Below are 13693 nucleotides of genomic sequence, written 5' to 3'. Positions count from 1 at the left end.
GACCTACTGAACCAGCAGCAATGTGCCGTTCTCAGCCTGGTATTTGCCGAGCCTGTTGAGGAAGCTCATGCCGATCAGGTTGGTGCGCAGTGCCCTGTCGTCGAGCACGATCGCCTGCACACCCTCGACGCTGATGCTGCCGATCTGCAGGCGATCGATCGTCACCACGGCTGCCTTGATGGTGCCGTTGGCGGTGTTGACCTCGTGGCTGAAATCGGAGGGATTGAGCGACAGTCCGATCCGACGTGCCGTCGACATATTGACCGCGACCAGCGTCGCACCGGTGTCGATCATGCCGTCGACTTGACGGCCGTTGAGCTTGAAGGTCGACGAGAAGTGTCCGCGCCCGTCCGCCGCGACCACGACCTTCCGGCCGGTCGGCAGCGGCGCTACCGGCTTGTCGGGAACGGAAGCCAGGCTGACATCCGGTTGCGTCTCGGCCGCTGGCTTGGCCGTCACCGCCGATTTCAGCAGGTTTTCGAATATTCGCGGATTCGACTGGTAAACGACCGGGATCGATGCCGACGCACCGGCAAAGACGCTGAGAATGAGAAGCTTGCGCAGCATGGATCGGCCTTTGTGAAGAGCTGATCATTAGCGCCGGATGGTGTTTGCCGCTTTAACGCGCGCCGGAACCCCGCCTTTGCGTAAACGCCTGGTAAAAAACACCAAGCACATTGTTCGGTATTACTTCGTCCCGTACATGCGGTCGCCGGCATCGCCAAGGCCGGGCATGATGTAGCCCTTCTCGTTGAGCTGGCGGTCGATGGACGCGGTAAAGACCGGAACATCCGGATGCGCCTTGGTAAAGCGCTCGATGCCTTCGGGCGCCGCCAGCAGGCACAGGAAGCGGATGTTGGTGGCGCCGCGCTCTTTCAACTTGTCGATCGCCGCGATCGCCGAATTGGCTGTCGCCAGCATCGGGTCGACGACGATGACCAGCCGATCGGCGAGGTCGCTCGGCGCCTTGAAGAAATACTCGACGGCCTCCAGCGTTTCGTGATCGCGGTAGAGGCCGACATGGGCGACGCGGGCCGCCGGCACCAAGTCGAGCAAACCTTCGAGCAAGCCGTTGCCGGCGCGCAGCACCGAGGCGAAGACCAGCTTCTTGCCCTCCAGCGTCGGAGCCTCCATCGTCTCCATAGGCGTTTCGATGGTTGTCGTTGTCAGTTCGAGGTTGCGGGTGACCTCATAGCCGAGCAGCAGCGATATCTCACGCAGCAACCGCCGGAAGCCGGCCGTCGAGGTTTCCTTCTTGCGCATGATGGTCAGCTTGTGCTGGACAAGCGGATGATCGACGACGGTGACGCCCTTCATGATGTTCTCCTGATGCGTGTCGCCCGAGACCGCGCGCATGGATCCTTTCGGATATGCCGCGCTTCAAGCTGCTTGGGCGAACCCTAGCGACAATGGACCGGCCAAGGAACCGCTTGGCCCGCACCGACCACAGCTTTGTCGGAAGAAATCAGCGTGTCGCGCCGTTCAGCCGGGCGAGAAGCGCTGTCTTGGTCTTCCTGTCGACGAAGGCGGCTTCGATGGCTGTTCTGGTGACAGCGGCAAGCGCCTTTTCGCTCATCGAGAAATGTTCGGCGGCGATATCGTATTCGCGCTTCAGCGAGGTCCAGAAATAGGGCGGGTCGTCGGAGTTGAGTGTCATCTTGCAGCCGGCCGCCTGCAGGGCGGGAAAGGGATGATCGGCGAAACTGTCGAACACCTTGAGCGCGATATTGGAGCCGGGGCAGCATTCCAGCACGACACCCTCGTCGGCGATACGCCGGACAAGGTCGGTGTTTTCGATGGCGCGCACGCCATGGCCGATGCGCGACGGGCGGATATGGTCGAGTGCCGCCTGGACGGTTTCCCAGCCCGTCAGTTCGCCGGCATGAACGGTGATGCCGAGCCCGGCCTCGCGCGCGATCTCGAAAGCCCTGACATAGTCCTCCATCTCGCCCACGCGCTCATCGCCGGCGACGCCGAACCCGGTGACCAGCGGGTGGCCGCAACGCGCCGCGAAGCGTGCCGCACGCTCGATCGACTCGACACCGACATGGCGCACGCCGGTGACGATCATGCGCCCCTCGATGCCGGTTTTTGCCTTGGCGCGCAGCATGCCTTCGCCGAGCGCATCGGTGTAGGCCTTGGGTGACAGCCCGGCTTTCGCCGCGTGGTCCGGCGAGGTGAACACCTCGGAGTAGATGGCTCCATCGCGGGCCAGGCTGGTCAGATAGTGGTCGGCCAGCCGCGCATAATCCTCCTCGGTCCGGAACAGGTCGGCGGAGAAATCATAGGCTGCGAGAAAGGAGGTGAAATCGTGCCAGACGAAGGAACCGTTCTGGATATAAGGCGAAGTGTCCTTGTCGTACTTCTGCGCCTGGCGGATGACGAGATCGGGCGCCGCTGCCCCTTCGATGTGGCAGTGCAGTTCCGCTTTCAGAGGCATTCAATCATCCCGTCGGTCAGTCCAGGTCTTGAAACCCACCACCTGGAAGCGCGGCTGAACACCGCGCCTTAAACAATAGCGCCCGCATCATCGATCGGCTATGGTCCCGCCGGTTTTATGACGGATCAAAAAAATGTCAGTTGAGAGAACCACGGCCGCCGGCGGCATGGAAACCTCCTATGGTTTCAAGCGTGTAGGGGAAGGCGAGAAGCAATCCCTGGTCAACGATGTTTTCCACAAGGTCGCCAACCGCTACGACCTGATGAACGACCTGATGTCTGTCGGCCTGCACCGGCTGTGGAAGGATGCCATGGTCGCCTGGCTCAATCCGCCCAAGCGCGCGGGCTGGCGCGTGCTCGATGTTGCCGGCGGTACCGGCGACATCGCTTTCCGCATCGTCGATGCCAGCCATGGCCATGCCCATGCCACCGTGCTCGACATCAACGGCTCGATGCTCGCCGTCGGCCGCGACAGGGCCGATAAGAAGGGTTTGTCCGCCAACACCGATTTCGTCGAGGCCAACGCCGAGGAACTGCCCTTCCCTGACGCCAACTTCGACGCCTACACCATCGCCTTCGGCATTCGCAATGTCCCGCATATCGACGTGGCCCTGGGCGAGGCGTTCCGCGTGCTGAAGCCCGGGGGTCGTCTCCTGTGCCTGGAGTTCTCCGAGGTCGAGATGCCGCTGCTCGACAAGGTCTACGAAGCCTGGTCGTTCAATGCCATCCCCAGGATCGGCAAGTTGGTCACCGGGGACGGCGAGCCCTATTCCTATCTGGTCGAATCGATCGCGAAATTCCCCAATCAGCAAAACTTCGCGGCGATGATTTCTCGGGCCGGCTTCGGCCGCGTTTCCTTCCGCAACTATTCCGGCGGCATAGCGGCCCTGCATTCGGGCTGGAAGCTTTGAAGCCGTCGCCGATCTTCCTCACGCGACGAGCCTTGCGCCAGTTCGATGAACCGGTAGGGCGGATGCGGCCATGAGCACCGTCAGCGCGGGGTTCCGGCTCGTACGGGCCGGTTGGGTGCTGGTGCGCGAGGGCGTCGTTGCCGCCTTGCCCGGCGAGGAACTGTCCGGGCTGCCGAAATTCGGCTGGCGGCTGGCTCGGCTGTTCACCCGCCGCCGCGCGCTCGCCTATCAGCGCAGCGATCGGCTGGCCAAGGCGGTGGTCCGGCTCGGCCCATCCTACGTCAAGCTTGGTCAGTTCCTGGCCACGCGGCCCGATGTCGTCGGCAACGACATGGCGCTCGATCTCGCCATGCTGCAGGACAAGATGCACACCTTCCCGACGGCCGAAGCGGTCGCCGCCATCGAAGCCTCGCTCGGGCGCAAACTCGGCGATCTTTACAAGCAATTCGGCGACCCGGTCGCCGCGGCTTCCATCGCTCAGGTCCATGCCGCTGAAACCCTCGATGGTGGTGTCGTCAGGAAGGTAGCGGTCAAGGTCATCCGGCCGGGCGTGCGACGCCGCTTCTTTCAGGACCTCGAAAGCTATTTCCTCGCCGCCCGCCTGCAAGAGAAATACATACCGTCGTCGCGCCGGCTGAGGCCGGTCGAGGTGACCGAGACGCTGGCGCAGACCACCAGGATCGAGATGGACCTGCGCCTCGAGGCGGCCGCGCTCTCGGAACTAGGCCAAAGCACCAGGGAAGACCCTGGCTTCCGCGTGCCTTCGGTGGACTGGGAACGCACCGGCCGCGACGTGCTGACCATGGAATGGGTGGACGGCGTCAAGATGAACGACATCGCCGGCCTGCAAAGCGCCGGCCATGACCTTAAGGCAATCGCCACCAACCTCATCCAGTCTTTCCTGCGCCATACGCTGCGCGACGGCTTCTTCCACGCCGACATGCATCCGGGCAATCTGTTCGTCGAGGCGAACGGCACCATCGTCGCCGTCGATCTCGGCATTGCCGGGCGCCTCGGCAAGAAGGAGCGCCGCTTCCTCGCCGAGATCCTCTACGGCTTCATTACACGCGACTATCTGCGCGTCGCCGAGGTGCATTTCGAGGCCGGCTATGTCCCGCGCCAGCACAATGTCTCTGCCTTCGCCCAGGCGATCCGTGCCATCGGCGAGCCGATCCACGGCCAGCCCGCCGAAACCATTTCGATGGCCAAGCTTCTGACGCTGCTGTTCGAGGTGACCGAACTCTTCGACATGGCGACACGGCCGGAATTGATCCTGTTGCAGAAGACCATGGTGGTTGTCGAGGGCGTGGCGCGCACGCTGGATCCGGCTTTCAACATGTGGAAGACCGCCGAACCGGTGGTCGGCGGCTGGATCGCCGGGAACCTCGGGCCGCGCGGCTTGCTGGCCGACGCGCGCGACGGCGGCAAGGCGATGCTGGCGCTGATCCGCCAGGCGCCGGAACTCGCGGCCCGTACGGAACGGCTGTCGCGAGAGATCGACCTGATGGCCGAGCACGGCCTGCGCTTCGATGAGGCGACCGCCCGCGCCATAGGTAAGGCCGAAGCGCGCTACAGCCGTTCCGGCCGTGTCGCCTTATGGGTGATCGCGCTGACGCTGGTCTACATTGCCTGGACGCTTCACTAGGCCCGTATTCCGGCAAGCCAGCTGGTTGCGGCAATTTGATTGCATTGCTATCATCGCTATCAGGCAAGATGAGTAGAGTGCAATCAGATGGCCACCATCACGATCCGTAACCTAGACGATGAGATCAAGGAGTTGCTGCGCCGCCTGGCGGCGGCAAACGATCGCTCCATGGAAGAACAGGCGCGGGTGATGATCCGGGCCGCTGTCGACGGCCAGGTGGGCCCGATTGGTCGTCTCGACCAGATCGAGAAAGCCCTTCAAGAACTCACCAATTCGCAAGGCACGCCGATCCGGGCGTCAGCCTTGACAGGCAAGAGCTTGCCGCGAGGCACGCTTTCCAACAAGCGCATCCTGCTCATCATCGGCGGCGGCATCGCCGCTTACAAGGCGCTCGACCTCATTCGCCGGCTGCGCGAGCGCGGCGCGGCGGTGCGCGTCGTCATGACATCGGCGGCGCAGGAGTTCGTCACCACGCTGTCGGCTGGTACGCTCTCCGCCGACCATGCCTTCACCGACCTGTTCGACCGCAAGGATGAGCACGATGTCGGCCATATCAGGCTGTCGCGCGAGGCGGACCTCCTGGTGGTGGCGCCCGCCACCGCCGACCTGATGGCCAAGCTCGCCAATGGCCATGCCAGCGATCTGGCCTCGACCGTGCTCATCGCCACCGACAAGCCGGTCCTGATGGCCCCGGCGATGAACCCCAGGATGTGGTCGCATCCCGCCACCCGCCGTAACCGCGCGAGCTTGGGCAAGGACGGCATCACCTTCGTCGGCCCCGCCAAGGGTGAGATGGCCGAGAGCAATGAGGCCGGCGAAGGCCGCATGGCCGAACCGCTGGAGATCGTCGCCGCGGTCGAGGCGCTGCTCGATGCCGGCCCCAAGCCACTGGCGGGACGGAAGATCATCGTCACGTCGGGCCCGACGCACGAGCCGATCGACCCGGTGCGCTATATCGCGAACCGCTCGTCCGGCAAGCAGGGCCACGCCATCGCCGCGGCATTGGCAAGGCTCGGCGCCGATGTGCGCCTCGTCTCCGGTCCCGTCACCATCGCCGATCCGGCCGGAGTGAAGACCCTCCATGTCGAACGGGCGCAGGAGCTGCGCGACGCGGTGGAACAGCTTCTGCCCGCCGACGCCGCGGTGTTCGTCGCCGCCGTTGCCGACTGGCGCCCCGAGAATTCAGCCGGTGAGAAGATCAAGAAGGTCGCGGGCGAAGGCCCGCCGGTGCTGCGCATGGTCGAAAACCCCGACATATTGGCGAGTGTCGGCCACCACGAGCAGCGACCAGCTCTGGTCGTCGGCTTTGCCGCCGAGACGCAGGATCTCTTGCGCAACGCCGAGGCCAAGCTCAGGAAGAAAGGGGCCGATCTTATCGTCGCCAACGATGTGTCGCACCAAAGCGGCATCGGTTCTTCAGGCGTGATGGGCAGCGATCGCAACCGGGTGCGGATCGTGTCGAAGGCCGGCGTCGAGGAATGGCCTGAAATGACCAAGGACGAGGTAGCGGCACGGCTTGCCGCGCTCATCGCCGAGCGGTTGAAGACGATCGTCGTCTGACAAGTGTCGGCGGAAGCGTTGGCCGCCAACACCCCTGTCGCTTGCGGTGAGCCAAGCCGTCAGTTGGCCAAAAGCTCCGCCGTGCGGGCAAGCGCACCGCTGAAGCCATTGAGCGGAATGGAAAAGCTTACGACTTGCCCCGTATCGGCCGCGAACGCATCGATCTTGAGTGTGGTGCCGTTCTTGAGCAGCGGCGTGACATTGGCATCGAACGCCACTGGCACTAGGCAGCCGATCACCTGGCAGGTGCTGAACGGCGGGCTGCCGTCGAGCTTCTGATCGTCGACGGTCAGCGCGACACCCTTTGCAAGCGCCAGACCGAAAGGCAGGGCGAGCGTTCCGGTCGCATCCTCGCCGGTCTTGTTCGACAGCTCGATCGCCAAAAGCCGCTGGTTGCTTCGCTTGTTGAACTGCTGATGCGACAGGCTGCAGACCTTGTTCGTGCCCGATATCTGGCAATTGACCGTCCAGTCACCATGGGTTTCGGAGAAGGCCGAAGCACCACCCGGCAGTTGCGGCGCGTCAGTTGCGGCGGGCGGCGTTGCCGTCACCTTGTCGCCCTTGGTTTGCGCCGCCATGGCCGGCAGGCCTGCGATGCAGGCAGCACCCAGCACTGCTGCGAAATACGCGTATTTCCTCATCAAGATCTCACCCGCCCGGCTCCGCCTCCGTTTCCCGAAGGCGCCATTATACCTGACGGACATACCGACGCCATTGCCGCAATTCAGCTCGAGGCAGGCGCCGACCCGATAGAGCGGCGAATCGATCGCCTCCGTCAGTGCAATGCGGGGTTGCCAGCAGATTCCCCGCCGCGGCGAAGCGGCCTTCGATCTCCCCCTCCTCGGTGGAAAAAGTTGAAACCGGCAACCGACCCTTCTTCCTTACCGGAACACGCAGCCAGCGCGCGGGTACAAGCCCTTGCGCGGCTCGGTTGGCGTGAGGCTGATCGGCATTCGCCATGGCATCGCCGGGCAAACGTCCTATATATCTGGTGTGATGAGATTTCTTGCAGGAATGAATGGATGTATACGCGTCGTTCATCGATGATTTTCCCATTGGTGGTGCTGGCTGGAGCGGTTTCCGCCGGCTTTGCGACGCCCGCTTCCGCGCAGGTGCTCAATCCCGCGGTCAGAAACAACACACTCATCCAGCAGAACGATCTGCAAGCCTTGCAAAACCGGGTTCAGCGGCAGCAGTTTCAGCAGCAGCAACAGCAGTATCGTGCCCAGGATCGCATCATCGTCCAGCAACCGCCGCCGGTCGTGCCGCAGGTCAGGCCGAGCTGCCAGACGCAAATAATCGGCAACACCGCCGTGAGCACCTGCCGCTGACGGACGGGCAGCTTCTTTTATTTAGCCGACTTACATGATAGGGCACTTCGGATGTCCCTGCGGTAGTTTGGATTTTCCAAAGGCGTCGCGGCACGCTAAGGGGCATTGCAGCGACTGGATTATTGAGATGGCAGCCACCAAGAAAAAGGCCGTACGCCAAGCCAAGCGGGGCGAAGGGATCCGCCAGGTGGCGGCGATACCCTTCCGGCTAAACGCGCATGGCGGCATCGAGGTGATGCTGGTTACATCGAGAACCACGAGACGCTTCATCGTGCCCAAGGGATGGCCGATGAAAGGCAAGAGCGGGCGCAAGGCAGCCACCATCGAGGCGCTGGAGGAAGCCGGCGTGCTCGGCAAGACGCTGAAGCAGCCGGCGGGCACCTATTCCTATTGGAAACGCTTGGCCAACCGCTTTGTCCGCGTCGACGTCGTCGTGTTTCTGCTGGAAGTGACGGAAGAGCTTGCCGATTGGCAGGAAGCCAAGCGGCGGCAGCGGGCCTGGCTGGCGCCGGCCGACGCCGCGATGCTCATCGACGAGCCCGATCTCTCGACGCTGGTGAACACCTTGAAGCTTCCCGGGCCCACGCCGCTCGAGCAGGCATAAGCCTCAATTGTCCGCGCCCTCATCTCCGGGAAGCGGCCGTGCCGGCGGACCGCTATAGGCCCACAGCCATTCGCGCGGCAGCGGCCCCTTGTTGCGCTCGGACTGCTGAGATTGCTCCCAGGCATGCGCCAGGATGCCGACGGAACGCGACAGCACGAAGAGCCCGCGCGTCAGCGGCGGCGGAAAGCCGAGCTCGCCATAGATGACGGCGGTGGCGCCATCGATGTTGAGCGGGATTTTTTTGCCCTTGCGCCGCGCTACGTCGGCCTCGACGGCCTCGGCGATGTCGGCAAAGCGGCCGTTGACCACGCCACGCGCGGCAAAATCTCTGACCAGTTCCAGCAGGCGCGGCGCGCGCGGATCGACAGGATGGAAGCGATGGCCAAGCCCCGGCACATAGCCCTTCTCCTGCCCGAAGAACCGGTCGAGACGTGTCGAAACCGCTTCGTTTAGGGCCATGCCGCCATCGAGCGCCACGGCAATATCGCCATAGAAGGAAAGCGCCTGCTCGCCGGCGCCGCCATGCACGTCGCCCAGCACGTTGATGGCCGAGGCCATGGCGCTGTTGATGCCGACGCCACAGGTGGCCGCCATGCGGGCGATGGCGATCGACGGCGCCTGTGGCCCGTGGTCGACGGCCGCCCCCAAGGCAATGCCGAGCAGTGCCGCCTCGTCCTCGCTGGGCAATTCGCCACGCAGCATCAGCCAGATGACAGCCGGGAAGCTGACGCGGCCGATCAGGTCCTGGATCTCGTAGCCGCGCAGCCGGATCACACCGGGGCTCATCTCGATGATGCCGGTCTGCCACCATTCCTCGCCGCGCGCGCGGCCTGTTTTCTTCTCCACGCCGCTCATGTCAGGGCCTTTGCCTTGGCGTGCGGCGGCAGACCGGCGAACACCTCGTCCATGTGCTCGCCCAGCACTGGCGGTGGCCGCGTCGGCAACGGTGCCGTGCCGTCTATCATGAAACCGCCGCGCAGGACGGTCAGCGGCCCTTCCATTCCAGCCACATTCTCGAAACGAGCCGTCACCTGGCGTTCGAGCACCTGTGGTTCGGTCAGCACTTGTGGGATCGTCAGTACCCGGCCCGCCGGCACGCCGGCTCGGTTGAGCGTCTCTTCCCAAATTGCCGCCGGATCGCTTGCCAGAGCATCCTCGATCTCGGCCTTGAGCGCGGCGCGGTTCTGCTTGCGGGTTTCGCGCTCGGCAAAGCGCGGGTCCGACGCCAGTTCCGGCCGTCCGATCAGACGGCACAGCGCCACGAACTGCTCCTGCTTATTGGCGGCGATGTTGATGAGCCCGTCGCCGGTGCGGAAGGCGCCGGAGGGAGCCGCCGTCATGTTCTCATTGCCCATCGGCTTGGGATCGACNCCTCGCCCGATGTCTTCTGCCTGACCAGTGCCGCGGCGATGGAGAACGCGCCGACCAAGCCTCCCAGCGTGTCGGCGACGGGATAGCCGACGCGCAGCGGCGCGGTTTCCGGCGTGCCGGTTATGCTCATGATCCCGGAAAGACCCTGGATGATCTGGTCATAGGCCGGGTTGTCGCGCATTGGCCCGCTCTGCCCGAAACCCGATATCGCGCAATAGACGAGGCTCGGGCGGACCGCCCTCAGCATCTCGTAGCCAAGCCCGAGACGTTTCATCACGCCGGGACGAAAATTCTCGACCAGCGCATCGGCGCTGGCGACCAGGTCGAGGAAGCGCTCGCGATCCGTCTCGCTCTTGAGGTCGAGCATGACCGATCGTTTGCCGGCGTTCTGGGCCAGGAACGATGCGCCCATACCCGCGCTGTTGAGCTTTGGCGAGCCGCCGAGCTGGCGCGCCAGGTCGCCGCCTTGCGGCCCTTCGACCTTGATCACGTCAGCTCCCAGCAAGGCCAGCTGATAGGCACAGTAAGGCCCGGCGAGAACATTGGTCAGGTCGAGGACGCGGATACCGGAAAGCAGGTCTGTCATATCTTTTCAGATCGCTCAGGCATCGCCCGGCACATGTTCGGGACCACGCCGCCGACGGTGCTCGATGAAGGCCCAGACATGCGGCCCGACGAGGCCGATGAAGGCGAGCGTCAGCAGGGTCAGCGACAGCGGATGCTTGTAGAACACCGACCAGTCGCCGTTGGAGATAGTCATCGCCCGTCGGAACTGGGTTTCGGCGAGCGGTCCCAGGATCATGCCGATGATGACGGGCGCGGTCGGGAAATCGAACCGCCGCATCAGGAAGCCCGCGGCACCCAGGAGATAGAGGATGACGAGATCGATCGGCGACTGCGAGATGCCGTAGGTGCCGACAGTGGCGAACACCAGGATCCCGGCATAAAGTTGCGGCGCCGGGATCTTCAGCAGCCGCACCCACAGGCCGATCAGCGGCAGGTTGAGGATGACCAGGATGACATTGGCGATGAACAGGCTGGCGATCAGCCCCCAGACGAGATCGGCCTGTGTCGTCAACAGCAGCGGTCCAGGGTTGATGCCGTAGCTCTGGAAGGCCGACAGCATGATCGCCGCCGTCGCCGAGGTCGGTAGCCCAAGCGTCAACATCGGCACCAGCACGCCGGCCGCGGACGCGTTGTTGGCGGCTTCGGGGCCTGCAACGCCTTCGATGGCGCCGACCGTACCGAACTCCTGCTTGTGCTTCGACAGTTTCTTTTCGATGGCATAGGACAGGAAGGTCGGGATCTCGGCGCCGCCGGCCGGCATGGCGCCGATCGGAAAGCCGATCGCCGCTCCCCGCAGCCAGGCCTTCCATGAGCGGCCCCATTCGGCCGCCGTCATGTAGAGCGAGCCTTTCAGCGGCACGATCTCGTCCTTGCCGGCATAGCGGCGCGAGGCCATGTAGAGCGTCTCGCCAACCGCGAACAGACCGACGGCGGCGATGATGACGTCGACGCCGTCGAGCAATTCCGTCATGCCGAAGGTGAAGCGCGGCTGGCCCGTCTGCAGATCCACGCCGATCATCCCGATTACAAAGCCGGCAAACAGGCTGGTCAGGCCTCGCACCGCCGACGACCCAAGCACCGCCGAAACCGTGATGAAGGCGAGCACCATCAGCGAAAAATACTCCGCCGGGCCAAAAGCCAGCGCGAACTTGACCACGACCGGGGCCAGGAAGGCGACGCCGAGCGTGCCAAGGGTGCCGGCGACGAACGAGCCGATCGCGGAGGTGGCGAGCGCGGCGCCGCCGCGGCCGGAGCGGGCCATCTTGTTGCCTTCCAGCGCCGTCACGATGGTTGCGCTCTCGCCTGGCGTGTTGAGCAGGATCGACGTCGTCGAGCCGCCATACATGGCGCCGTAATAGATACCGGCGAACAGGATGAAGGACGCCTCCGGCGCCACCTGATAGGTGATCGGCAACAGCAGCGCGATAGTCAGTGCCGGCCCAAGTCCAGGCAGCACGCCGATGGCGGTGCCAAGCGTCGTGCCGAGCAGGCACCACAAAAGATTGGTCGGGCTGAAAGCGACCGCGAAACCATGTGCGAGATGGCTGAGCGTATCCATGGTCTCAGCCTCCTAGCGTGCTTGTGAACGCGTCGATCACCATGTTGAGCTGGTTCTCGACAAAACCGGCGCCGATGTTGACGCCGAGCGCCTTGGCAAAGCCGAAATAAGCAGCCAGCGCCAGCACAAGGCCGGTGAGCACATCCCGCAGCGTATGCCTGCTGCCGAAACCGTAACAGACCAGAACGAACATGATGACCGATGCGGCCGTGAAGCCGAGCGGCTGGATGAGCACAAGATTGGCCAGCAGACCGATGACGACGAAGCCCATCGCCTTCCAGTCGGTCGGCGTTTCCTTTTCCTCCTCCGGCTGCCAGCCGCCGCGAAGCGCGGCGAGGATGAGCGCCAGGGAAAGCACAACCAGTCCGACCATGGTGAGATAGGGAAAGACGGTCGGACCAACCTTGGAATAGAGCGGCGAGATCGGGATCGCCAGCGTCTGCCAGGCCACGGCCCCGGCGCAGGCCAGGAGGCCGACGCCGATCAGCAATTCCGGCATGGCAAGCCGCGAGGGCGCCGCCTGCTGGTTGATGGTGCTCATGAATGTCCTCCCCGCTATGGATGGCCGAGACCGCGGCCAACCTTCGCCGTGCCCTCTAGTACCGATCGCCTCCCTGCGGCCGGCTGCAATTGAAGAATGTGGGACGGCTCGCGCCGTCCCTTGGGGAAAATCAGGCGAGACCGAGATCTTTGAGGATGGCCTCGATGCGAGCCGAATCCTCGGTGACGAATTTCGCGTAATCGTCGCCGGTGAGCAGGATGGACGTCCAGTTGCGGTTCTTGCATTCGGTCGCCCATGCATCGCTCTTGGCCATGGTTTCGACGAGCGTGATCATCGCCGCCTTGTCGGCGTCGGAAATGCCGGGCGGCGCGAAGACGCCGCGCCAGTTGAACAGTTCTACATCGATGCCGGCTTCCTTCAGCGTCGGCGCGTCGATGCCGTCCTGGCGCTTGTCGGCCGAAATGGCGAGCAGCCTGAGCGCGCCCGCCTTGACTTGCTCGGAGAACTCGCCGAAGCCGGAAATGCCGGCCGCCACCTGGTTGCCGAGCAATGCCGACAGAGCTTCGCCGCCCCCCGCGAACGGTACATAGGAGAGGCTGGGAGCCGGAACGCCAACCGTCTTGGCGATCAGGCCGAACAGGATGTGGTCGGAGCCACCGGCCGAGCCGCCCGCGACAGGAACCTTCGTCGGGTCGGCCTTGAGCGCCGCGACGAAATCGGCGGCCGTCTTGAACGGCGAGTCCGCCGGCACCACCAAGGCCTCGAACTCACCGGTGAGACGAGCGATGGGCGTGACTTGGGTCAGGTTGTTGGCTGCCTTGTTGGCGATGATAGCCCCCACCATGACCATGCCCGCGACCATGAGCGAATTGCCTTTGCCGCTCCACTGATTGATGAACTGCGGCAGCCCTACCGTGCCGCCGGCGCCACCGACATTGGTGATCTGGGAGCCGGAGATGAGCTTCTCGCCGCGCAGCACCTGATCCATCGTGCGCGCCGTCTGGTCCCAGCCGCCGCCGGGCGCTGCCGGCACGAAGATTTGGACTTGAGGTGCACCTTCGGCGAAGGCGGGTGAGAAATGCGATGCCACCAGCCCGGCCGCGCCAGCCGCCACCGTGCTCATCAAAAATCTGCGTCTGTTCAGCATGGGATTCCTCCAGATCACGACACCTCCTCCGGTGCCTGCCAAAACGCGCCTGTTCACA

At 64.1% G+C, this 13693-nt stretch carries 13 protein-coding genes and 1 pseudogene; 5 read left to right on the top strand and 9 right to left on the bottom strand.

Annotated elements, in window-relative coordinates; genetic code table 11:
• Nucleotides 1-3: 3 nt before the first annotated feature.
• From X739_RS157535 to X739_RS157545, 3 genes are all read right to left on the bottom strand, one after another.
• Complete coding sequence (locus tag X739_RS157535; RefSeq protein ID WP_023793785.1) at nucleotides 4-567, bottom strand: TIGR02281 family clan AA aspartic protease; 564 nt, start codon at nucleotides 565-567, stop codon at nucleotides 4-6.
• A gap of 120 nt (nucleotides 568-687) precedes the next feature.
• Nucleotides 688-1317: a uracil phosphoribosyltransferase gene (gene upp, locus X739_RS157540; RefSeq protein ID WP_015315749.1), complete on the bottom strand. Its 630-nt coding sequence runs from the start codon at nucleotides 1315-1317 to the stop codon at nucleotides 688-690.
• Nucleotides 1318-1465: 148 nt separating this feature from the next.
• A complete protein-coding gene (locus X739_RS157545) occupies nucleotides 1466-2440 on the bottom strand; it encodes an adenosine deaminase (protein ID WP_023781203.1) in 975 nt (324 codons plus the stop codon).
• Nucleotides 2441-2573: 133 nt separating this feature from the next.
• Between X739_RS157545 and ubiE the strand changes: the two genes are divergently transcribed.
• The 3 genes from ubiE (at nucleotide 2574) to coaBC (ending at nucleotide 6555) form a co-directional block, all read left to right on the top strand.
• The gene (gene ubiE, locus X739_RS157550) at nucleotides 2574-3350 is read left to right on the top strand and encodes a bifunctional demethylmenaquinone methyltransferase/2-methoxy-6-polyprenyl-1,4-benzoquinol methylase UbiE (RefSeq protein WP_023781202.1); all 777 of its coding nucleotides are present in this window, start codon (nucleotides 2574-2576) and stop codon (nucleotides 3348-3350) included.
• Nucleotides 3351-3420: 70 nt separating this feature from the next.
• Nucleotides 3421-4995, top strand: coding sequence for a 2-polyprenylphenol 6-hydroxylase (ubiB, locus tag X739_RS157555; protein ID WP_023781201.1), 1575 nt, complete (start codon nucleotides 3421-3423; stop codon nucleotides 4993-4995).
• Between the two features lie 87 nt (nucleotides 4996-5082).
• Nucleotides 5083-6555 (top strand): bifunctional phosphopantothenoylcysteine decarboxylase/phosphopantothenate--cysteine ligase CoaBC, encoded by a 1473-nt coding sequence (gene coaBC, locus X739_RS157560; RefSeq protein ID WP_023793781.1) that lies wholly within the window; start codon nucleotides 5083-5085, stop codon nucleotides 6553-6555.
• Between the two features lie 59 nt (nucleotides 6556-6614).
• On the opposite strand, the gene X739_RS157565 is transcribed toward coaBC, so the two are convergent.
• Nucleotides 6615-7196 (bottom strand): invasion associated locus B family protein, encoded by a 582-nt coding sequence (locus X739_RS157565; protein ID WP_023793779.1) that lies wholly within the window; start codon nucleotides 7194-7196, stop codon nucleotides 6615-6617.
• Nucleotides 7197-7577: 381 nt separating this feature from the next.
• Here X739_RS157565 and X739_RS157570 point away from each other — a divergent pair, with 381 nt between their 5' ends.
• Nucleotides 7578-7886: a hypothetical protein gene (locus tag X739_RS157570; protein WP_023781198.1), complete on the top strand. Its 309-nt coding sequence runs from the start codon at nucleotides 7578-7580 to the stop codon at nucleotides 7884-7886.
• A gap of 127 nt (nucleotides 7887-8013) precedes the next feature.
• Nucleotides 8014-8490: an NUDIX hydrolase gene (locus tag X739_RS157575; RefSeq protein ID WP_023770592.1), complete on the top strand. Its 477-nt coding sequence runs from the start codon at nucleotides 8014-8016 to the stop codon at nucleotides 8488-8490.
• 3 nt (nucleotides 8491-8493) lie between these two features.
• Here the strand turns inward: X739_RS157575 and X739_RS157580 are convergent, their stop codons facing one another.
• The 5 genes and pseudogenes from X739_RS157580 to X739_RS157595 all read right to left on the bottom strand — a co-directional run bounded on the left by X739_RS157580 (nucleotide 8494) and on the right by X739_RS157595 (nucleotide 13635).
• Nucleotides 8494-9345: a citryl-CoA lyase gene (locus tag X739_RS157580; RefSeq protein ID WP_023781196.1), complete on the bottom strand. Its 852-nt coding sequence runs from the start codon at nucleotides 9343-9345 to the stop codon at nucleotides 8494-8496.
• A pseudogene (locus tag X739_RS01000000165890) lies at nucleotides 9342-10447 on the bottom strand (CoA transferase). Before X739_RS01000000165890 ends, X739_RS157580 begins: the two are co-directional and overlap by 4 nt.
• Before the next feature lie 15 nt (nucleotides 10448-10462).
• The gene (locus X739_RS157585; protein WP_023793776.1) at nucleotides 10463-11986 is read right to left on the bottom strand and encodes a tripartite tricarboxylate transporter permease; all 1524 of its coding nucleotides are present in this window, start codon (nucleotides 11984-11986) and stop codon (nucleotides 10463-10465) included.
• A 4-nt stretch (nucleotides 11987-11990) separates the two neighbouring features.
• Nucleotides 11991-12527 (bottom strand): tripartite tricarboxylate transporter TctB family protein, encoded by a 537-nt coding sequence (locus X739_RS157590; RefSeq protein WP_023770596.1) that lies wholly within the window; start codon nucleotides 12525-12527, stop codon nucleotides 11991-11993.
• Nucleotides 12528-12657: 130 nt separating this feature from the next.
• The gene (locus X739_RS157595) at nucleotides 12658-13635 is read right to left on the bottom strand and encodes a tripartite tricarboxylate transporter substrate-binding protein (RefSeq protein WP_023770597.1); all 978 of its coding nucleotides are present in this window, start codon (nucleotides 13633-13635) and stop codon (nucleotides 12658-12660) included.
• Between the last annotated feature and the right edge of the window lie 58 nt (nucleotides 13636-13693).

This window comes from Mesorhizobium sp. LNHC209A00, from assembly GCF_000502915.1.
Taxonomy (GTDB): Bacteria; Pseudomonadota; Alphaproteobacteria; order Rhizobiales; family Rhizobiaceae; genus Mesorhizobium.
This window is presented reverse-complemented; position numbering and strand designations above follow the sequence as displayed.

Excerpts from the sequence above, each read along its gene's own strand:
- X739_RS157565 (WP_023793779.1), bottom strand. The coding sequence starts at position 7,196 with ATGAGGAAATACGCGTATTTCGCAGCAGTGCTGGGTGCTGCCTGCATC.
- X739_RS157580 (WP_023781196.1), bottom strand. The coding sequence starts at position 9,345 with ATGAGCGGCGTGGAGAAGAAAACAGGCCGCGCGCGCGGCGAGGAATGG.
- ubiB (WP_023781201.1), top strand. The coding sequence starts at position 3,421 with ATGAGCACCGTCAGCGCGGGGTTCCGGCTCGTACGGGCCGGTTGGGTG.
- X739_RS157595 (WP_023770597.1), bottom strand. The coding sequence starts at position 13,635 with ATGCTGAACAGACGCAGATTTTTGATGAGCACGGTGGCGGCTGGCGCG.
- X739_RS157585 (WP_023793776.1), bottom strand. The coding sequence starts at position 11,986 with ATGGATACGCTCAGCCATCTCGCACATGGTTTCGCGGTCGCTTTCAGC.
- X739_RS157575 (WP_023770592.1), top strand. The coding sequence starts at position 8,014 with ATGGCAGCCACCAAGAAAAAGGCCGTACGCCAAGCCAAGCGGGGCGAA.
- X739_RS157570 (WP_023781198.1), top strand. The coding sequence starts at position 7,578 with ATGTATACGCGTCGTTCATCGATGATTTTCCCATTGGTGGTGCTGGCT.
- X739_RS157535 (WP_023793785.1), bottom strand. The coding sequence starts at position 567 with ATGCTGCGCAAGCTTCTCATTCTCAGCGTCTTTGCCGGTGCGTCGGCA.
- X739_RS157590 (WP_023770596.1), bottom strand. The coding sequence starts at position 12,527 with ATGAGCACCATCAACCAGCAGGCGGCGCCCTCGCGGCTTGCCATGCCG.
- coaBC (WP_023793781.1), top strand. The coding sequence starts at position 5,083 with ATGGCCACCATCACGATCCGTAACCTAGACGATGAGATCAAGGAGTTG.
- upp (WP_015315749.1), bottom strand. The coding sequence starts at position 1,317 with ATGAAGGGCGTCACCGTCGTCGATCATCCGCTTGTCCAGCACAAGCTG.
- ubiE (WP_023781202.1), top strand. The coding sequence starts at position 2,574 with ATGTCAGTTGAGAGAACCACGGCCGCCGGCGGCATGGAAACCTCCTAT.
- X739_RS157545 (WP_023781203.1), bottom strand. The coding sequence starts at position 2,440 with ATGCCTCTGAAAGCGGAACTGCACTGCCACATCGAAGGGGCAGCGGCG.